The 21,128-nt window shown below is 43.5% G+C and carries 11 protein-coding genes; 6 read left to right on the top strand and 5 right to left on the bottom strand.

All coding sequences use genetic code 11. From position 1 onward, the window contains the following. The first annotated feature begins 141 nt into the window (after positions 1-141). On the top strand, positions 142-4,947 hold the full coding sequence (locus R50345_RS30410; protein WP_052414683.1) for an S-layer homology domain-containing protein: 4,806 nt from the start codon (positions 142-144) through the stop codon (positions 4,945-4,947). Between the two features lie 410 nt (positions 4,948-5,357). Here R50345_RS30410 and R50345_RS21825 read toward each other — a convergent pair whose 3' ends face one another. After that, on the bottom strand, positions 5,358-7,112 hold the full coding sequence (locus tag R50345_RS21825) for a cache domain-containing sensor histidine kinase (protein ID WP_042130068.1): 1,755 nt from the start codon (positions 7,110-7,112) through the stop codon (positions 5,358-5,360). A gap of 227 nt (positions 7,113-7,339) precedes the next feature. On the opposite strand from R50345_RS21825, the gene R50345_RS21820 reads away from it, so the two are divergent. The 3 genes from R50345_RS21820 (at position 7,340) to R50345_RS21810 (ending at position 10,972) form a co-directional block, all read left to right on the top strand. Continuing rightward, a complete protein-coding gene (locus tag R50345_RS21820; RefSeq protein WP_042130066.1) occupies positions 7,340-8,296 on the top strand; it encodes an ABC transporter permease in 957 nt (318 codons plus the stop codon). 27 nt (positions 8,297-8,323) lie between these two features. After that, a complete protein-coding gene (locus R50345_RS21815) occupies positions 8,324-9,214 on the top strand; it encodes a carbohydrate ABC transporter permease (protein WP_042130063.1) in 891 nt (296 codons plus the stop codon). 144 nt (positions 9,215-9,358) lie between these two features. Further along, the gene (locus R50345_RS21810; RefSeq protein ID WP_042132364.1) at positions 9,359-10,972 is read left to right on the top strand and encodes an extracellular solute-binding protein; all 1,614 of its coding nucleotides are present in this window, start codon (positions 9,359-9,361) and stop codon (positions 10,970-10,972) included. 94 nt (positions 10,973-11,066) lie between these two features. Here R50345_RS21810 and R50345_RS21805 read toward each other — a convergent pair whose 3' ends face one another. Continuing rightward, positions 11,067-11,918, bottom strand: a complete 852-nt coding sequence (locus R50345_RS21805) for a helix-turn-helix domain-containing protein (protein WP_042130062.1) — start codon at positions 11,916-11,918, stop codon at positions 11,067-11,069. Between the two features lie 132 nt (positions 11,919-12,050). Between R50345_RS21805 and R50345_RS21800 the strand changes: the two genes are divergently transcribed. Further along, entirely contained in the window at positions 12,051-14,516 is a 2,466-nt protein-coding gene (locus R50345_RS21800) for a beta-mannosidase (protein WP_042130060.1), read from the top strand. Between the two features lie 264 nt (positions 14,517-14,780). Next, a complete protein-coding gene (locus R50345_RS21795; RefSeq protein WP_042130058.1) occupies positions 14,781-16,964 on the top strand; it encodes an alpha-galactosidase in 2,184 nt (727 codons plus the stop codon). A 44-nt stretch (positions 16,965-17,008) separates the two neighbouring features. On the opposite strand, the gene R50345_RS21790 is transcribed toward R50345_RS21795, so the two are convergent. From R50345_RS21790 to R50345_RS21780, 3 genes are all read right to left on the bottom strand, one after another. Next, positions 17,009-17,842 (bottom strand): helix-turn-helix transcriptional regulator, encoded by an 834-nt coding sequence (locus R50345_RS21790; protein ID WP_197069702.1) that lies wholly within the window; start codon positions 17,840-17,842, stop codon positions 17,009-17,011. A gap of 181 nt (positions 17,843-18,023) precedes the next feature. Beyond that, complete coding sequence (locus R50345_RS21785) at positions 18,024-19,379, bottom strand: response regulator (protein ID WP_042130054.1); 1,356 nt, start codon at positions 19,377-19,379, stop codon at positions 18,024-18,026. After that, a complete protein-coding gene (locus R50345_RS21780; protein ID WP_042130053.1) occupies positions 19,360-21,087 on the bottom strand; it encodes a sensor histidine kinase in 1,728 nt (575 codons plus the stop codon). The genes R50345_RS21785 and R50345_RS21780 overlap by 20 nt, the downstream gene beginning before the upstream one ends. Between the last annotated feature and the right edge of the window lie 41 nt (positions 21,088-21,128).

The following is a 21,128-nucleotide window of genomic DNA, read 5'->3' as shown; positions in this document are numbered from 1 at the left end:
ATCAAGGCAATCAAAGGAGCTTTAGTTCATCGAAAATCGGTAGCGCTTTCAAGATGTTGCTTCACCCCTTTGATGACTTGATGGACAGCTACAGCCCGAATATCACCAATGTGCAAGGAGACCTACAAACGGAGGGATTAAATGTTTGGGAAAGCAATGAAAAGAGGATTCTTGTTCTTTGTCATGATCTGCTTGGTAATGGGCAGCGGTGGCCAGTTCGCCAGAAGCGTCTATGCCGATGATACGGCAACTATCTATGAAGCTGAAGCTGATGGAAATACTATGACTGGCAATGCTTCTATTTCTGAACACCCAACGGCTTCCGGGGGGCAGAAAGTCGGAGGCATGTATCAAGGAAGCACTTTGCAGTTCAATCATGTGACTGTAAGTGAGAGTGGGAATTATAAAATTACAGTGTATTATATTTCTGGCGACTCGCGGCCATTCAATATCAGCGCCAATGGCGGCGATAAGCAGTTTGAAGAACCACCCAAGACAGTGGACTGGGATACGGTGGGAACTTATGATGTGACTCTTCCGCTGAATGCTGGAGAGAACAGCATCCTGATTGATGACAACAACTGGTATTCTCCAGACATCGACAAGATTGTAATTCGTGGACTGGACGACAGCGACCCAGGTGAAGGATCTGGAGGCGACTGGAAAGAGCAGCTTCATGGAACAGTCATCGAAGCTGAAGCGCTTGAAAATATAATTACAGGCAACGCCAAGATAGCGGACAGCAGTGTTGCTTCCGGCGGGAAAATTGTAAAGGATATGAATAAAAACAGTACTTTACAGTTCACAAATGTCACTGTGCCGGCAGCGGGAACGTATTTGATCCGTATTTCCTATATTTCCGGTGACCAGCGTCCTGTCTATATGCAGGTGAATGATGGACTGGATGAATTGATTGATCTGCCAAAGACGGCAAGCTGGGATACGGTAGGAACTTATGATGTGGAAGTCTCCTTGCAAGAAGGGTTGAATAAGATCACTTTCTCAGATCATGACTGGTACTCTCCAGATTTCGACCGGATTGAAGTCATTCCGTATACGATCAGTTATGAAGCGGAGTCTCCGGTCAATGATTTAACTGGAGAAGCACGAGTTGGCGATAGCCCGAATGCTTCCGGTGGTCAGAAGGTAGGGTATCTGAATGGTGGCAGTTCCTTAACTTTCAATAAGATTATGGCTCCTATGACAGGGGATTATCGAATCACGGTAGCTTATTTCTCAGGTGACCCGCGCAGCTTATACGTCAGCGCTAATGGTGGGGCAGAGCAGTATTATGAACTGCCCAAGACACCAGACTGGGATACGGCTCTCACATATGAGCTTACACTGCCCCTGAACGAAGGTGAGAATACAATCAAATTCTCAGACGGCAATTGGTATGCGCCAGATCTGGATCGCATCATTGTAGAACCGGCAATGGGTACAGATCCTAATCCTCCCGTTGAAGAGGATGGTGATCTGGGGACACCGGGGACTTCAAATAACTACGGGGCCATCACTGTTACCGAATATACTTATGGAACACTCGTATCTAATGGACCCTATGAAGTGTCCTTTAATACCAAGTCTGGATACGCAAGCTACAAGTGGACGGATGGTCAGAAGCTGCATGGCATTTATAGCAGTATCAAACTCGGTGATACTCTTATCGAGACTAAAAGCTATGAGAATCATGCAAATGCTGGTGCTCCGGTAGAAATTCAGGATGGCTTCGGCAAAGGCGTGGAGCTTACATTTGTCCACACTTCTGTTGGACAGCCGACCCTCAAGCAGGTTTACAAGTTTTATGACGATCAGAAGTATTTCTTAACTCGTCTGGATGCCGTTAGCGATACGGCGCTGCAGACGAATTATATGTCACCTATTACTTTAAAACGTTCTGGTGGTGTGGATATCGGTGCCAGTGCAGATAACCGAGTACTGACCGTTCCTTTTGACAATGATGCTTGGATTCGTTATAAATCACAATCTATGAACCGTGCGGATACCAGCTATGAAATGACGACTATCTTTAATAACTCGACACGAAACGGTCTTGTGCTCGGGTCGGTCACTCATGATACCTGGAAGACCGGAATTGACTGGAAGGGCTCTTCTAATCGGCTGAATGAGCTAGCGGTTTATGGCGGAGCAGCCAGCGACGTTACACGGGATACCCAGCCTCATGGCATTCTTACAGGCGCGGAATTGTCTTCGCCGATGATTATGGTAGGGGCATTCAGCGATTACCGTACAGGGCTTGAGGAATACGGAAAAGCTAATGCGATCATCACACCTCCGCTGGAGCTGAATCCTGAGTTGCCGCAAGGCGTACCGGTTGGCTTTAACAGCTGGGGAGCTTACGAAGGTACACTTTCATACCAAGACGTTGTGGATGTCTCCAATTACTATAAGGAGCACCTAAAAGATTTCAACAATAATGGTAATGTGTTTATTAATATGGATTCCTATTGGGATAATTTGAATGATAAGCAGCTTGCTGACGCTGTATCAGTAATTAAGGGCAATGGACAGCATGCAGGTATCTATTGGGCTCCATTTGTCTATTGGGGCAACAATATGAGCCAGTTTGTAGAGGGAACCGACAATAAGTATACGTATGGTGACATTGTCCTCAAGGATGCCGAGGGTAAACCTCTGCCTACGCTGGATGGAGCTTTTCCTTTGGATGTGACACATCCAGGTGCTAAGCTACGCATGAATTATTTTTTGGATAAATTTAAGGATCTGGGCTTTACCTTCATCAAATTAGATTTCTTGACGCATGGTTCGCTTGAGGGGCAACATTTCGATCCAACCGTAACGACAGGAATCCAAGCTTATAATGAAGGAATGCGTTATGTGAAAGAACGTCTGGACGGAACAATGTTCATTAGCGCATCTATTGCGCCAATCTTTCCAAGCCAATATGCACACAGCAGACGTATTTCCTGCGACACCTACGGTAAGATCAATGAAACGGAGTACATGCTGAATTCGTTAACTTATGGCTTCTGGCAAAATGGCACGATCTACACCTATACGGATCCCGATCATTTGGCATTGGCCCGTGCTTCCAGCTTAACTGAAGCTCGTAGCCGCATGAACTCTGGCGTTATCGCCGGTACTGTACTTCTCGGCTCTGATGATGTTAACGATCCAAAGGCACAAGAATATATGACTGCTTTGTTTAACAACAAGGAGGTTCTCGAATTAGCGTTAAAAGGTAAAGTGTTCAAGCCGCTGGAAGGAAATACGAATGCGAATGCAGCGGATACTTTTGTTATGAAAGACGGCAACGATTATTATATGGCCGTATTCAACTACAGTGCCAATGCCGCGGCAGACAAAGCAGTGAATCTCGGTCGCGCTGGACTGGATGCAGCAGAAACGTACACGATGCAAGACCTTTGGACAGGAGAGGTTTCGACGATTTCAGGAACACTCGCATTGTCCTTGCAGCCGACTGAATCAAAATTGGTAAAATTAACAGCTGCACCTAAGAAAGTAACAGGTGTATCGCTAGATAAGACAGAGCTAACATTAACCGCTTGTGAAACCGGAAAGTTGACGGCTACGATATCTCCGGAAGAGGCGGCGAATAAAGCAGTACACTGGACTTCGAGCGATACGTCTGTAGCTACCGTAGTGTATGGAACGGTAACGGCTGTAAATGCTGGGAAAACCACAATTACTGTGGAAACAGTAGACGGCGGCTTCACAGCTACGGCAGAAGTTACAGTCAAAGCAGCCCCCACTGTAGAACCGGGAAATCCAGAAGTACCAGGTAATCCGGGTAACAACAACGGTACTCCTGGTAGCAATGCAGGTCATTATAATGCTACAGGAACCTTGCTTCTTACGTCAGAGATGCTGAAAGTGGATAGTGTGTCTGGTGAAGTAAACGTGGAGATTAAGGGAGACATACAGCAAATACAATTATCTTCTGATGTAGTTCGTCAGTTGGCGAATCATACGCTGGTTTTGAAGTCCGGTAAGTTCTCCATAAAGGTGCCTGCGGATTTGCTCCGTCAGTTGCAGAACAAGCTACCGGAAGCTCAGCGAGATGATAGCACAATTACCCTGAAATTAGTACCACTTAGCAATAAGGCTAATGAGATCATTGCAGCAGCGGCGGGAACTACTCATGCACAGGTTAGACTCATGGGGGATGTCTATGAGTTCAGTCTGTCAGTGACCACGAAAACTGGCACAATAGAAACGCTCTCTACGTTTGATCAACCCATTACGCTAAGTCTGACAGTGGGAGAAGGTTTTGATTTGAGACGTGGAGGCATTTACTATATTGCGGATAACGGTAAGCTGGAATATATCCCTGCGAATTATGCTGGCGGTGTATTGACAGCAGAAGTTAATCACTTCAGCAAATATGCTGTTCTGGAGCTCAAACGGACTTTTGTAGATGTGCCAGCCAATCACTGGGCTAGTCCTGCAATCCAAGAGCTGGCGGCGAAGCTGTATGTACAAGGGATTAGCAAAGACAAGTTTGAACCTAACCGTGCGATTACACGTGCCGAGTTCACCTCTATGCTCGTACATTCCCTTGGGTTGACCACAAGGGGAGATGTTAGCTTTGCTGATGTGGCTCCGTCTGCTTGGTACGCGGAGTCCATTTCTATCGCTTACAAGGCGGGCATCGTGAGCGGCAGAAGTGCGACCAAGTTCGAGCCGAGCGCACAGATCACCCGTGAAGAAATCACGGTCATGTTAATGAAAGCCTATGAACTGAAGAATGGCAAAGGAAATGTGGCTTCAACTGACGTGGCATTCACCGATATGAAGCAGGTCTCCTCTTGGGCAGCCGCTTCTGTAAAGGGAGCAGCCGGCCTAGGACTAGTTCAAGGCCAAGGTCAGGGTCTGTTTGCACCAAAAGGGATCGCTTCCCGAGCAGAAGCGACCCAAGTGATCTATAACTTGATTATGAAGTAAAACATTGCAAATATACAAATGAACGAAGGAGTTAAGCGATCTCTAGATGCTTAGCTCCTTCGTTTTTGGTGTTCACTGAAGCTTTATTAAGTAGCTAGCGTCCTAATGATAATGGTTATATCGAGGGGCTCGTGGCAAGCTCGTGGCAACTAGGCTAGATGAGAGCGATTAGGGAAAATCTCCCTGAAAATAGCCGGGAAATTCCTGGATGCAATGTAATTAGGGAAATCATCCCTAATAATCGGGAGAATTCTGAATTTACCTCCAAATCAGCAGATAATCAGGGAGGATTTCCCTGATTATCAGTATAATGAGCAAAAATCGCCTAATTTTAGGGAGGATTTCCCTAATTGTTAATCAATATTTCTGATTTCTCAATAAGCTTTGCAGTTATTCAGATGCGTCGTTCCTTACATTTCCTTTTGCGGCAAACGAATTTGCACAGTGGTTCCTATTCCGAGCCTACTAAACACTGTAACGCCATAATGCTCACCAAATCTCAGTTTTATCCGTCGATCTACGTTTGAAATCCCATAACCTCGTCCAGGTTTATCGTCAAGCAAAGTGTGAAGTGTCTCTCGGCTCATCCCCATGCCATCATCAATTACAGATAGAATAATATCACTATCCTCGACTACGCCTTTGATATGGATATTAAGCGGGCTTTCCTGATTCCACACGGCGTGAAGCACCGCATTTTCTACAAAAGGCTGTAAGGCAAGCTTGACTGTAGAATAAGGTAAGATCGCTTCATCCACATTGTAGGTGATGTTCAGTTGTCCTTTGAATCGGATCAGCTGAATGGCATTGTAGCTCTGCGTCAGCTTTAATTCCTCATTGATGGTCAGTATGCTTTTCCCTTTATTCAACGATATTCGATAAAACTTGGCGAGATGAAGCACCAAATCCTGAATACGAGTATCTTGATGCTTTAAGGCAAGTGACGAGATGGAGCCCAATGTATTGTACAGAAAATGGGGGTTAATCTGGGCCTGAAGCAGGTCAAGCTCTGCCTCCTTATTCTGTAGCTCCTTCTGATAGACTTCGGTAATTAAACTCTTTAAACGTGTAGTCATTTGCTTGAAGGCAAAATGAAGCTGACCAATCTCATCATTGCCTAAATCTTCATCATTCGTAGGGTTGAAGTCACCACGCTCTAAGCGCCGGATCATTCGGATTAATGTTCGAATACGCTTACTGAACAACGACGCAGTAATATAAATCAGCAATAATGCGACAACTATAAAAGCTAAAGAAATTTTAGTGATGAGCTCTGACAATGATTTCGCGTCCTGAATGATACTGTCATAAGGGAAGATAGAAACTGTTTTCCATCCATTCTTCAGCGTGTTGTAGACGGCGAAAGCCTTTACCCCTTTATATGTAGTATCAAATCGACCAGAAGGCAGTTCATCAAAGTTCTGATCAAGCATCTCCGGCAGACTTGTATTTAATAAGTGCTTGTCGGCGGCTGATAAAATAAGGCCCTTGTCATTAACGATAAAAATATCTTTGCCGCCTGCTTCTTTCTCCATTAAAGAATAGATCACCGATTCGGATATTTCGAAGACCAGAATACCGTAAGGATATTGGTTGCGATTATTGTTCAGTAACCTAGCCAGTGTAAACATTGCGGGATTATCTTGTGACTGTGGTGAAGACAGATGAATAATATTTCCGTGAGACTGCATCAGCTGCTTGTACAGCTCTGTCTCCTTCACTTCGGGTGTAACCGGCTTGATATAGTAATTATCTTTGGGCAGTGATAGATTGTCGGAATAAATGAAAACGCTACCAAAATCGGGATAAGCAGCCATTACCGTATCTATTCGATTGCCAATATATTGATAGACGTCCAGATAGGATGGATCATCCTGGTATTCGCTTGTGAGATAAGTGGCCAGTCTATTATCCAAGTAAATAGAAGCAGAAATATGCTCATAGCTGTCCAGTTTGTTCTCCAGGTTCTTGTTGATCTGAGCCGTCGAATTCATCATATTGATGTAAATTTGATCGGTTAATTTTGATTTTGTAAGTTCAAATGAAAAATAGACAAATAGCATCATTGGAATAATGGTGACCAGAACGAACACGAGGAACAGCTTGGAGCGAAAGCTAAGGTCAATAAAAGGCATATAAATATACTTTTTGTAAAAATGACGCATCGTAGAAGTCCCTTCTTTACTGTGAATTCACGGAAAGCCAAGTTTATCATATCAGACTAAATATCAAAATCCAATGCTCGAATGTTCCGAAACTCCTTTAAAAAGCGCTATCATTCGGAGGATTGAAGTATAGAAAGGAGCCCTATGCGGACTTAAGATGAATAGGAGAGAAGTTGAGTCGAGATGTAGCAGGGCATGCTGCACTAAATAAAAAGGGAGGGGATTTGATGCATAAAGCAAGCGCTATCAAAACAGTCAGGGGCAATAATCTTTGGTACAGATTAAAAGAGCAGAAATGGTTATTTTTGCTGATGCTGCCTGCCATAATTGCGACATTGCTATTTTCCTATGGACCTATGTTTGGTATGTATATGGCATTTACAAACTATCAACCGGGTGGAGGAACGTTTTTTCAACAATTTTTCCATGCTGACTTTGTTGGCTTTAAGTGGTTTGAATATTTCTTTACCACAGGAGACTTCTACCGTGTAATGCGTAATACGCTTGCGACAAGCCTCTTGACCTTGTTATTCGGGTTTCCTGCGCCGATCATACTCGCGCTTGTGCTGAATGAAGCAAAACAGGGATTTTTCAAACGCTTTACACAGACGGTTTCTTATCTGCCGCATTTTATCTCATGGGTTATCGCCGCTAACATTGTAATTACGCTGCTAGCTTCCGATGGGATGTTCAACAATCTTCTAGTAACGCTCGGGATTGTTGACGAACCGGTAGCTTTTCTACAAAACGGACCTTTATTCTGGTGGATTATCGCCTTATCTAATATGTGGAAAGAAATGGGTTTTAGCGCCATTATGTACCTAGCTGCAATATCCGCTATTAATCCGGAGCTTTACGAAGCCGCAAGAGTAGATGGAGCTAGCCGATTCAAGCAAATGTGGAATATTACGCTCCCTGCTTTACGTCCAACTATTGTGATATTGGCCATTCTTGCAGTCGGAGGGATTTTGAATGCCGGCTTTGAACAACAATATCTGTTGCAAAATAACACTGTACTTGAGTACTCGGAAGTTATCGATATTTATGCATACAAATACGGGTTACAAAACAGCATGTTCTCATACGGGGCTGCCGTGGGGGTATTCAAATCCGTTATTGCCTTCATTCTTGTTGTGATTGTGAATCGAATTTCTAGAAAAGTGAACGACCAAGCGTTGTTCTAAATAACAAAATGGAGAGGAGCGCTTGAGATGTTTTTGAACAGATACGGAGATCATATCTTTAAGTCTTTTGTATATTTGATTCTTATTCTTGTGTTGCTAGTTACCTTCTTACCTTTTTGGAATATTCTCGTACTTTCATTAAATGCTGCGGAGGATACGGTTCGAGGTGGCGTCTACTTTTGGCCCAGAGATATCACCTTTGATAGCTACAACCAAATTTTGAAAGATACCGAAATTATGAATGGGATATGGGTCACTGTAAAACGAACCGTAATTGGTGCGCCACTGTCGGTTTTTGTGATTACGATGCTAGCTTATCCACTAAGCCGCCAGAATCTGGTGGGGCGCAAGGGCTGGAACCTTTACTTCGTCTTTACGATGTATTTCGGAGGCGGGCTGATCCCTTATTACATGGTGCTTAAAGCGCTAAACATGATTGACACATTTTCCGTATTTATTTTGCCAGGCTTGATGAATGTCTTCTATATGATTATCGTCCGTACCTTTATGGAGGGGCTGCCCGGTGAGATCGAGGAATCGGCGAAGGTAGACGGGGCGAATGATATCACGATTTTCTTCAGAATTGTACTGCCGTTGACAACACCAGTACTCGCAACTGTGGGACTCTTTCAAGCCATATCGCATTGGAATGCGTGGTTTGACTCCTATGCGTTCACTTATAGCTCAGACTTGAAAACCTTACAAGCAGTACTCGTCAAAATACTGAGCCAATTCCAGACCGGAGGTATGGTATCGCAATCGCAAATGCTGGCAAACTCCGCCAAACGGAATGCCGTTTCAAGTGATACGATCCGGATGGCGGCGACGATGGTAGCAACATTGCCTATCGTTCTTGTATACCCGTTCCTGCAAAAGTATTTTGTTAAAGGTATGACTTTGGGCGCTGTTAAGAGTTAATATGATTAAATAACCGAACGCCTGCTGGGGATGACTTGTCCGGCAGGCGGCCCTGAAGGGGGGTGAGCGGATAGACTTGCTTGGTTTTTGGTTGCTTGGTGAATTTATAAAGTAACTTACTTAATGGGAGGAATTAGGGTGTCTATGATAAAGAAAAACAAAGTATTGAGCGTAAGTATTACTGCTGCATTGGCCGTTGGTGTATTAGCGGGATGCTCCTCTAATGACGGAAAAGACAATACAAATACTGCGGCTGGAGAAAATACAAAAAAAGAGCCGATTACACTTACATGGTTTGATTCAAATACAAAGGGAGAGCCTTTTACCGATGCTGTCGCTCAAGAAATCACTAAAAAGACTGGCATTGAAATCTCCATTCAGCAGCCAACAGGAAATCCGACAGAGAAGCTAAGCTTGATGCTTGCCAGCGGTGACTATCCGGATGTGGTCGTGATGAGCCGTGGGGATGCTTCCCTCGATAAGTACATTACAAGCGGCGCGTTCATTCCACTCGATGAGTTGATTGAGAAGAATGGTCCAGATATCAAGGAAATGTATGGCGATACACTGACCAAGACTCGTTATAAAGACGGAAAAAACTATTATTTGGCTAACTGGTACGGACTAGATAGTGATCCAGTCTTCGGAATGCTGATGAGAAAAAATCTGCTTGCAGATCTGGCTCCAGACAAAGCAGATGGCACAACTCCGCTCACAACGGATGAATTAGAAGCCATTCTGAAGGATTTTAAAGCAAAAAATAAGACGATTGATGGAAAAGAATCCATTCCAATGACCATGAACGGTGAGAATATGGGCGCTAACTTGGGAACGTTCAAAGGCATGTGGGGTCTGAAAACTTATTACGATAACAATGGTTCATTGCAATATGATGTTAAGGATCCAAAGTATCGTGAAATGCTTCTCTATGTGAATAAATTATACAGAGAAGGTTTGGTTGAGAAGGAATTTGCCATTAGCAAAACACAAACTTGGGTTCAAAAGCTGGCTACCGGCGCGGTATTCTCCACACCAGGCGCTTATTGGGATCCAGGTAACGGGAACGCAACTTTGAAGAAGGATGGCGGAGAAGATAATCAGCTCTTCCCTTACAAGGTTGTTGCTCCAGGCGTAGATCCTGCCCAAACGACATTTGGACCAAGAAGCTCGCTAGGATGGGATGCCATCGCTATTACTAAGAATAACAAGCATCCTGAAGAAACAATGAAGCTATTCAATTTCTTGGCAAGCGATGAAGGACAGCATTTATTGCTGTGGGGCCAAGAAGGCGTTCAATACACTATGGTAGATGGTAAGAGACAACCGGATCCTGCATTCTTGGATAGCTTCAAGGAAAACTGGGACGACACAGTGAAGAAGAGCGGTGTTCGTAAATGGTTGTGGTTTATTAAGAATGGTCTAGATGCAAATGAACAGCCTTACGATATGGCAGTTAAATATCAACGCAGTGAAGTAGATCAGATGGCAATTAAGAGCCTTGGAGATTCTGTATGGGATACTGCGGAATATGACAACTTGAGCCCTGACGGCGGAACACCTGAAGCACTGACTGCACAGAAGGTAAAAGATATTATGGATCAAAGCATTACTAGAGTAATCATTGCTCCTTCTGAAGCCGAAGCCAACGCTACATTCGATAAGATGCTTGCGGATATGAAAAAGGCTGGGGATGAAAAAGTAGAAGAAATCATTAACCAGAAGTACACAGAACGTATGGAGCTGTGGAATTCAAAATAAGCACAGCTGGATAATAAGTTCAATATCTTGAGATGTAAGGGCTTCCTCTCTGTATTAGGCAGAGAGGGAGCCCTTTTGCTATGTTTATGAACAGTTAAACTAGTCTATTGGCATGCGTATTTTTGCGGAAATCTAGCGGGGCTTGGTGATAGTATTTTTTGAATTGATGATAGAAATGGCTGACATTCTCAAAGCCGGATTCCAGGGCGATTTCGACCACACGCAGTTCAGTAGTAAGTAGCAGATTACGCGCCACGTTGAGCCTTAGCTGGTTGATAAATTCTGTCGGTGTCTGGTTTAAATATTGGCGGAAGGCCCGGTTGATATGACCGACACTTCTGCCCGACAACTCGTACAAGGCATGAAGGCCTTTGTTTAAGTTTTCTTTTAGATGCATCTTGGAAACGGCATGCTCGAGCCACAGCGGGAATTCTGGCTGCTCGATGGTTTCAGGGGAGAAAAAATGCCGGGTAAGCGTATCTACGAGTATTCCTTTCAGATATATCCTGGACTTTACTTTGTCTAAGGCAGAGAGCATTCGGATGCGTTCGAAAGAACGAATGAAATCATCCATCTCCAGTTGAGACAGCATAGCGATGCTAGGAATCGGAGTATTTAATAGCCTGTGCAGGAACTCTTCTTCATTCAGGTAACTAAAGGCGTCATTAATGAGGCTTTTTCGGCAGGGAATGTTGAGAAAGCGGCAATCGCTATCCCCATCAGCTTCATATCGATGAGTATCATCGGGGCGGATGAAGACAAGACAGCCAGATTGGAGAAGCTGGGTAGCCCCGTTAACAATATGCCGGCATCGGCCTTCAGTGAGTATAAAAAATTCATAAAAGTCATGTGTATGTTCTGGGGATACCTGACTTAGGGACTCGACCCAGAAGGGATCAGCTAACAATTCGGGATTAATGTGGCTTGCCTCGGTGTATTTGATCATGCTCTTCCTCCAGCATTTGATGATGTTAAAATAGCACACTATTTTGGTGAACACAATAGAAGAAAAATATACATATTATTGTTAAGGTTTTAAAACAAGAAGTCAAAATAGAACATGTGTGGAGGCGGAAAAATGCAACTTGTCAATCTTAACGGGAAATGGCAAATGAAACGGCTTGATCATCCGAAATGGCTGGAGGCCAGCGTGCCAGGCTCTGTCTACCATGATTTGTTGAATGCCGGAGAAATGCCAGATCCGTTCTACCGGGAGCAGGAGTATGAGGTTCTGGAGCTGTCCAATTATGATTACGAATATCAGCGTACTTTTCAGCTGGAGGCTGGAGTGCTAGAGCATGACCGCGTATTTCTGTTATGTGAAGGGCTCGATACGCTTTGTGAGCTTTACTTGAATGGAACGAATATTCTGAACAGTGACAATATGCATCGGACATATGAAGTAGATATCAAGTCTGCATTGACACTTGGTGAGAATATCATTCACGCGATTTTCCGCTCCCCGGTAGAATTTACATTAAGGAAGCAAGCGGAATTCCCGCTTAGCGGATGTGCTGATGCGGTAGAGGGGATCTCTCATCTGCGCAAAGCGCACTCCATGTTCGGGTGGGATTGGGGTCCGAAGCTGCCCGATCTGGGAATCTGGCGTAGTCTCTCCATTCAGGGCTATCACTCTGCTCGGCTTGACGATGTTTATATTACACAATTCCATGAGAAGGATAAGGTCAAGCTGGATGTTCGAGTAAGAACGGAGAGCTGGCAGAAAGCTGATCGGGATATCGTGGTCAAAATTCATACCCCAGCAGGCCAAAGTCTTGAGCATCGTGTGTTTGAGACAATTGGAACGGATCATCATATTACACTTGAAATTAACGAGCCAGAGCTGTGGTGGCCGAATAATCTCGGTGCTCAGCCACTGTACAATGTAGAGGTTGTACTTGAGGAAAAGGCGAAGGAGCTAGATCGAAGAGAACTGCGGATTGGACTAAGAACCATTACTGTGAAGCAGGAAGAAGACCAATGGGGAGAATCCTTTGCTTTCGAAGTCAACGGTGTGCTTATTTTCTCTACAGGTGCCGACTATATTCTGGAAGATAATCTTCTGCCTCGCGTGACTAGAGAACGTACAGATCGCTTGCTCCAAAGCTGTGTGGCTGCCAATTTCAATACAATTCGCGTATGGGGTGGTGGTTATTACCCGGATGATTATTTCTACGACCTTTGCGATGAATATGGTCTTATCGTCTGGCAGGATCATCTGTATGCCTGCGGCATCTATGCTCTGACCGAAGCTTTCGAGGAGAACATCACGCACGAGACTATCGATAACATGAAGCGTCTTCGCCATCATGCTTCGCTAGGCTTGTGGTGCGGCAACAACGAGCAGGAGCTGGCTTGGGACGAATGGGACTGGGAGAAGCATTACTCCCTGCAGCTTAAGGCAGATTATATTAAGCAATATGAGGTGCTTCTACCGGCAATCGCTAAAGAAATTGATCCGAATACCTTCTATTGGCGTGCTTCACCCTCCTCCAAGGGTTGCTTTGACAAGCCAAATGACGAGAATTACGGAGATATGCATTACTGGGGGGTCTGGCATGGGAAAGAACCGTTTACCGATTACCGGAAGCTATATCCGCGCTATATGTCTGAATTCGGATTGCAGTCTTTTCCGGGCTTGAAGACTATCGAGTCGTTTACGCTGCCGGAGGATCGGAATATCTTCTCTTATGTCATGGAGTCCCATCAGAAGAACAACACCGGGAATGAGAAAATTCTCTACTATATCGGGGAGACTTACAAATATCCGAAAGATTTTGAGTCTGTGCTATATGCCTCGCAATTGATCCAAGCAGAAGGGATGCGCTGCGGCGTTGAGCACTGGCGTAGACATAGAGGTCGCTGTATGGGGGCATTGTATTGGCAGTTGAACGACTGCTGGCCGGTAGCTTCTTGGTCCAGTATTGACTATTATGGCCGGTGGAAGGCTATGCATTATGCGGCTAAACATTTCTTCGCGCCGATTCTTGTTTCTGCCCATGATGAAGGAACGAAGGTCTCCCTTCATGTGTCCAATGAAAGCAGAGAACAGGTTATTGGTGAACTGAGTTGGAGACTGCTCACTCGGGCATCTGAGGTCTTGCTGGAAGGCACAAAGCCGGTGGAGATTGCCGCGTTAAGTACTGCTGAGTTCGAACAGCTTGATTTCACCCACATGTTGGATACGAAAAGGAAGAAACGAGAGACTTATCTGGAATACGCTTTTAAGGTAGACGGCAAGACGAAGAGCGGTGGAACGGTCCTATTTGTTAAGCCGAAGCATTTTAGTTTTATTGACCCTGAGCTTGAGGCCGTACTCATTGAAAAAGAAGAGCAATTTGTAATTACTGTGAAGGCGAAGGCCTATGCTCGTTTCGTCGGCTTAGACTTCAGGGAAAGAGATGCCATCTTCAGTGACAACTATTTTGATATGTCGGGAGATACAACAAGATCTATTACAATCGCTAAAAAAGACCTTGATAAGCCAGCCACGGCCGAGGAACTGCGTGCACAGCTTACTATACGCTCCGTTTTTGATATTTAAGCAGGAAGTATTGAGGAAGAGTCTCCCTAGTGGGGCTCTTTTTTGTATGTATTTTTTTTACTATAGCCGTTAATAATCATTTTATGTTTTGCTAGAACTTAATCTCACATGTGATAAATGTTAGAGGTCAATATTTTACTATTCAAGGTATAGATATTCAGATTGTATCCCCTTCCAAATATCTTTAAAATAGACTTCAAACAACGAGATAAATTAAGGCGATTACATTACAACAAGATCTGATAAGAAGAGTAGGAGGATATTATGAGTATTTATTATGATGACAGCCGTAAGGTATTTCATTTACAGTCCCAGCAATCCAGCTATGTGATTGAAATTGTTAGAGGTGAGCTTCCAGCGCATGTCTATTGGGGACCTAAATTAGAAGGAATCAAGCAGCCGTTGCATCTGGTGGAACGTTGCTCCTTTAGCCCGACCTACACAATGGAGGACAAGAAGATCTCCCTCGACACGATTCCAAGTGAGTTTCCGTCTTATGGGAATGGTGATTTCCGGGAACCGGCACTTGAGGTTCGTTTGGTAGATGGTACGACCGTTACGGACTTTCTTTATAAGAGCTATAAGATCAATAAAGGTAAGCCTGCATTAAAGGGGCTGCCATCCACCTATGTTGAAAGTGAAGAAGAAGCAGAGACACTGGAACTCGTTCTTCAGGATGACAAAACCGGATTGATTGCTGTATTGAGCTACACTGTATTTAATAATCAGGATGTGATCACACGTTCTGTGCGAATTGAGAATCAAGGGAAAGACAATGTGGTGCTGAAGCGTGTGTTAAGCGCAAATGTTGATTTCCATGATTCTGATTATGACATGCTGCAATTATCTGGTACTTGGACAAGAGAACGTCATATCCACAAAAGAGCTCTCGTACCTGGTATCCAACGAATTGATAGTAAGCGCGGCGCTAGTAGCTCCCAACAGAATCCTTTTATGGCTTTACTTGCAAAAGATGCAACAGAGGATCACGGTGAAGTGTACGGGTTCAGTCTTGTGTACAGCGGAAGCTTTCTTGCGCAAGCGGAAGTGGATCAATATGGAATTTCCAGAGTGGGCATCGGTATTCAACCGTTTAATTTTCAATGGTTGCTTGAACCGGGAGAATCCTTCCAAGCTCCTGAAGCTGTGCTGGTAAGATCCAGTGAAGGACTTGGTGGATTATCAAGAACTTACCACCGTCTGTATCGGACCCGGTTATGCAGAGGCGAGTTCCGTGATCGTAAGCGTCCTATTCTCATCAACAACTGGGAAGCAACCTATTTTAATTTCAATGCAGATAAAATCAAAGAAATTGCTCAAGCAGGCAAAGATCTCGGCCTTGAACTGTTTGTCTTAGATGACGGCTGGTTTGGGAAGCGAGACAATGATGATAGCTCTCTCGGAGATTGGGTAGAGGATCGCCGCAAGTTTCCAGAAGGTCTAGGAAAACTCGGAGAAGATATTACGGCAATGGGCATGGAATTCGGACTATGGTTCGAACCGGAAATGGTATCGCCGGAAAGTGATCTTTATCGTGAGCATCCGGATTGGTGTCTTCATGTACCGGAGCACAAAAGAACGTTAGCTCGCCAGCAGCTTGTTCTGGACTTATCCCGTAAGGATGTATGTGATTATATTGTGGATTCGGTTAGCTCCGTGCTGTCATCGGCTCCGATTACTTATGTGAAATGGGATATGAACCGGAATATGACGGAGATTGGATCTGCTCTTCTGCCAGCGGAACGTCAACGCGAAACGGCTCACCGTTACATTCTTGGACTTTATGATGTGCTAGAACGAATTGTCACCCGTTTCCCACACATTTTGTTCGAAAGCTGCTCCGGCGGTGGTGGACGATTTGATCCAGGCATGCTGTACTATATGCCACAGACCTGGACTAGCGATGATACAGATGCGGTTGAAAGATTGAAGATCCAATATGGAACAAGTATTGTGTATCCTTCAAGTTCTATGTGCGCTCACGTATCGGCTGTCCCTAACCATCAGGTGCACCGTATCACACCTTTGGAAACCCGTGGTCATGTCGCGATGTCGGGTAGCTTCGGCTATGAACTAGATATGACCAAACTCACTGAAGCTGAACGCGAAGATATCCGGAAGCAGGTTTCTGAGTACAAGGAACTGAGAATGCTGATTCAATTTGGTGATTTCTATCGACTGCTTAGTCCGTTTGAGGGTAATCAGACGGCATGGATGTTTGTTTCGGATGATAAAAAAGAAGCCTTCGCCACGTACTTCAGAGTGCTGGCTGAGCCTAATGCACCTCTCCGCAGATTGCGGTTGAAAGGACTCGACCCTGCTAAAAACTACAAACTTGAGCTTAACGGTGAAGTATACAGAGGGGATGAGCTGATGCACTTCGGAATCTCACTTCCACAGCTTGAGGGCGATTTCAAAAGCTTACTATTCGTACTCAAAGAGGTTTAATAAGAAAAGGAGTAAGCCACTGGCTTGCTCCTTTTTTATATGGATTAATTTTCAAAAAACACATGTTTGGTTAGGAACTCTAGATCCTGTTCTCGATACGTCGAGGGATTGACCCCGAAATAGGAACGGAAAACTTTTCCGAAATAGCTGGCATTGTCAAATCCTGTTTCCGTGGCGATCTGGTTGATGCTCAAATCTGTTGTTTTAAGTTTAGATGCTGCCAACTCAATCCGCCTTCTTTTTAAATACTCAAAGGGTGAAAGATTGATGTTTTTTTGAAACAGTCTGCAAAGGTGATGTTTAGAAACGCCTACATGCGCAGCGACATCATCTAAGCTTAGATTATTATTATGCAGATCCTCTTTCATAAATTGAATAGCGGCGTGAAGCTTGTCATTTTTTATATAGGTGGTTAACATATTAGGTTTCTTGAGATATTTCTCCACGGACAAGATCCATTGAAAGACTTTTCCCGTTAAAAGATGCAAATCCCTTTCTTCATGAACCTGTATGTCCTTGAAAATGCTCCACAATAAATCTATCGAAACTGATTCCTGGGGGAGTTCAATAATTGGACCGCAATGAGCGGCAAGTTGGCTCCACAATGAAATCGCTAAAGGACCCCGCAGATTGATCCATAAAAATTCCCAAGGCTCGGTGCCATCTTCCGGATAATAGTACCTGTGTATACTGGGGACAGTCACTAGAAAAGCTTTGCCCTTCGTTAATCGATGAACAACCCCATCTATTTCAATTCTACCCTCTCCCGATAAGGTGTACTGAAAAATTACACAGCTTCTCTCCGTCCGATTCTGGCCGTTGAATGAATAGGCAGATGAATCAACTTGTTCCCAGCCGATAGAATCAAACAGAAGCATGGATGCTTCTTCTTCCGAGCGAAAGGTGTAGGAGGAACGTAACATTAGCAGATTTCCTTTCCAGAAAGACTTTTGAGTATAGATCAATAAATTACTAAAGAGAACTCACTCTCTCTTAAGTGTAAACGCTTTGGTGAATCTCATCAACAAAGTAAAGGAGGGGTTAGTTACAAATCACAAATTATTTAATCTGTTGTCTTCGATATTGATAGGGAGTGATACCATACTGATCTTTGAATAGCTTAATGAAATATTGAGGCTTTTTGTATCCGACTAGATGTGAAATATCGAGCACATGTAAGTTTGAACCGATCAATAGTTTGGAGGCCTTTTCCAATCTTTTGAATGAAATAAAGCTTGATAAATTCTCACCCGTTTCCTGCTTATATAATTTAGAAAGGTAAACCGGATGAAGGTGAACAATTTTTCCTAAGTCCTCCAGACTCAAGCACTCATTAATATGATCGGAGATATAGCTTTGAATCGTATGCACAATATTGTGATTGGAGAATTTAGCACTTCTATCTAATTGGGTGATGCTCTGCAAGATCGATTGGAGAGCTGTACCCGGATCTGTTAATTGATTGAATATCCAGTCTGGCGCCTCGGTTAATTGTATCTTTGGGGTTATGCAATACAACATATGAATCAATTCCAGAACATAGAGACACTTATGCTTTCGTGATGTGAGCTTAGCAAAGTTCTTCATTAAATCTTTTCTCGTAAGCTCCCATTCTCCGGGTTCAAATTTGGGAAGAATAGCAAGGTCACGCAGTATGGCAAAGTCACTGACCGTTACATTTTCATTGAAAAAGAAGTGATGAAAGATATGCCGAACAGTATTCCTCTGAGAGAACTCAAACACCTCTGAAAAAGCTATAAGAGGGATGTTACTTGCGAGACTCACGGTATTAGACTTCTGAATAATACCTGTGATAACCGAGGGAGTGCTCCAAATAAAGCTCTCCAAACCGTCACAATTGTCTCTAAGCGTCATCTCATCTTTCTCAGTCGAATTTGGGATATGAAAGAAGCAAAATTGTTTATTACGTAGAGCAGTATTATAGGTGCTAAAGTCATTGCATGCAGAGGGGTTTTCACCGATAACGGACAGTAAGTAACCAAGACCGTCTAGCTTTTCCCATTCCACTAAGGCTGTTGACTGCTTCTCAATACTCTCAATCACTTGACTCATAGCTTTTTCCATATCCTCTTTATCCACAGGTTTGAGTAAATAATCTAGCGCTCCGAGACGGATAGCTTGTTGTGCATAATCAAATTGTGAATAACCGGAGAGAAAAACTACCTTAGTTTTGATCTTCATTTCATGTATATGCTGCAATAAATCAATGCCTGATACTTCAGGCATACGAATATCTGTAATCAGAATATCCACATGATTTCGATTGAGGAGCTCCTTGGCTTCAATTGAATTTGTTGTAGTCTCAACATGTTCGATCCCGAATGTGCTCCAATCCAGCAGGTGTTTTAAATACTCAACAATGTAATGCCCGTCATCAACGATCAATAATCGCATGTTGTCCTCCTTCTTCAAGCGAGAAATCTATGAATGCCAGAACGGATAAACCGCCCCAATCATTGAGAAAAAAGCGCAGTCCACTTAATTCGCCATACGCGTTTTTGAGGCGATGATGAATATTCCAAAGACCGATCCCTCTAGCTCCTTCAGGGGGAGATTCATTCTCAAGTCTGATCATTAGCTGGCTTATTTCGTCAGGTGTAAGTCCTTTTCCATCATCAGCTACAATTATCATCGCCCCGGTATCGAGAGGTTTTACATCTATAGAAACGCGATAAGCGCCTTGATGCTCTTCAATGCCATGTTGAATCGCGTTCTCGACAATAGGCTGAATTATGAGTGGCATAATACGTTGATCTCCCAGCTCTGGGGGCAGGTTGATATCATAATTTATTTTTTTGGAAAGAGACATTATGGATAAAAAATGATCCGCAAGCTTTAATTCAGAGGAAAGTGTGACATCGTCTGAGTTCATTTTTGTCAGGTAACGATAGTATTCTGCTAAATGCTTGCTCATCTGCATCACAGCTTCCGGTGATGTTTTTGCCACAGCCATAATAAAAAACAAATTATTATAAAGGAAATGTGGATTGATCTGGGCCTGGAGTTGCTTTATTTCAGCGTTTCTTCGAAGCTCAGTTTCAATCTTTAATGAAGAAAATAGAGCTTGGATTTTGGCCACCATATGGTTAAAACTTTTAAATAAACTATAAAACTGATTGTCCGGATTCTCACTAATTCGGGTGCTGTAATTTCCTTGTTCTACTTGATTGAATTTCTTGTCTAGAAGATACACGTTTCTATAATAATTTCGATAGAACATAAAAATAACGATAAGCCCAATGATTAGAATAATTAGGATACTGACAAAGAAAACTTGTTTATTCTGGTTAAGCGGATTCAAGAAATCACTCATACGCGTATAGGTGACAAGGTACGTATCGATAGGCTCAATATACTTAGAAAGGACATAATAATCGTCACCATTGATATGATAATCAAACTTTAGTATCTCTTGTGTGTTGGGTGTAATCGTTTCTTTGACCTTTGCCTCGATATGGCTATCCACGGCTTTATTACTTATCATTAAGCTTTTGTTTACGAGGAAAAAGGCATTAGAGCTCTCGCCGTTAACCGCTTTCTCAAGCAGGCTTGCTAAATATTCTTTTTTTAACTTAACGCCCACAATGTATTGAATATTTGCGGGATTTGTAGGCTCATGAATATACGGATAAATCGAAAAATAATACAAACTGTTATTCACGATCTGCCAACCTCGCTGAGTTACTGTCTCAAAGGGCCTTTTGGCTAGTGAATCATGACCAGTGAAAATAAAAGTGCCATCCGATTTCCAGTAGATTCCTATGGATTCCACGGCTTGGCTAGAGAGAAGTGGAGCCGATATCCGATCGTAGATATCGTTTTTTTTCATTTGAGCATCGTAAATGTTCAACTCTTGGATGCGGCCTTGATAGAAGCGGACGGAGGTGTCAGCGGTATACTGGATGCCGTATAAACTTGCCTCTGATATGATCCCGTTCATAATGCTCTCCGTGTAGGCAAGCTGATTTTTGGAAGAGTTAACTAAGCTTTCTTGAATGGTTTTTGATCCAAGGGAGTTCATCACGAAAAACAAGCTTAATGTAAGCAAAAGAAAAAAGACGAAAAAGTATATGAACCGTTTCATATTCACTTTTTTAATCATATTCATTACCCCTGTCGCTACAACTGACTTTTCCTAGATTT

The organism is Paenibacillus sp. FSL R5-0345, from assembly GCF_000758585.1.
Taxonomy (GTDB): Bacteria; Bacillota; Bacilli; order Paenibacillales; family Paenibacillaceae; genus Paenibacillus_AQ.
Note: the sequence above shows the minus strand (reverse complement) of the source record. Positions and strands in the feature narration are given on the sequence as shown.

Excerpts from the sequence above, each read along its gene's own strand:
- R50345_RS30410 (WP_052414683.1), top strand. The coding sequence starts at position 142 with ATGTTTGGGAAAGCAATGAAAAGAGGATTCTTGTTCTTTGTCATGATC.
- R50345_RS21825 (WP_042130068.1), bottom strand. The coding sequence starts at position 7,112 with ATGCGTCATTTTTACAAAAAGTATATTTATATGCCTTTTATTGACCTT.
- R50345_RS21820 (WP_042130066.1), top strand. The coding sequence starts at position 7,340 with ATGCATAAAGCAAGCGCTATCAAAACAGTCAGGGGCAATAATCTTTGG.
- R50345_RS21815 (WP_042130063.1), top strand. The coding sequence starts at position 8,324 with ATGTTTTTGAACAGATACGGAGATCATATCTTTAAGTCTTTTGTATAT.
- R50345_RS21810 (WP_042132364.1), top strand. The coding sequence starts at position 9,359 with ATGATAAAGAAAAACAAAGTATTGAGCGTAAGTATTACTGCTGCATTG.
- R50345_RS21805 (WP_042130062.1), bottom strand. The coding sequence starts at position 11,918 with ATGATCAAATACACCGAGGCAAGCCACATTAATCCCGAATTGTTAGCT.
- R50345_RS21800 (WP_042130060.1), top strand. The coding sequence starts at position 12,051 with ATGCAACTTGTCAATCTTAACGGGAAATGGCAAATGAAACGGCTTGAT.
- R50345_RS21795 (WP_042130058.1), top strand. The coding sequence starts at position 14,781 with ATGAGTATTTATTATGATGACAGCCGTAAGGTATTTCATTTACAGTCC.
- R50345_RS21790 (WP_197069702.1), bottom strand. The coding sequence starts at position 17,842 with ATGCTTCTGTTTGATTCTATCGGCTGGGAACAAGTTGATTCATCTGCC.
- R50345_RS21785 (WP_042130054.1), bottom strand. The coding sequence starts at position 19,379 with ATGCGATTATTGATCGTTGATGACGGGCATTACATTGTTGAGTATTTA.
- R50345_RS21780 (WP_042130053.1), bottom strand. The coding sequence starts at position 21,087 with ATGATTAAAAAAGTGAATATGAAACGGTTCATATACTTTTTCGTCTTT.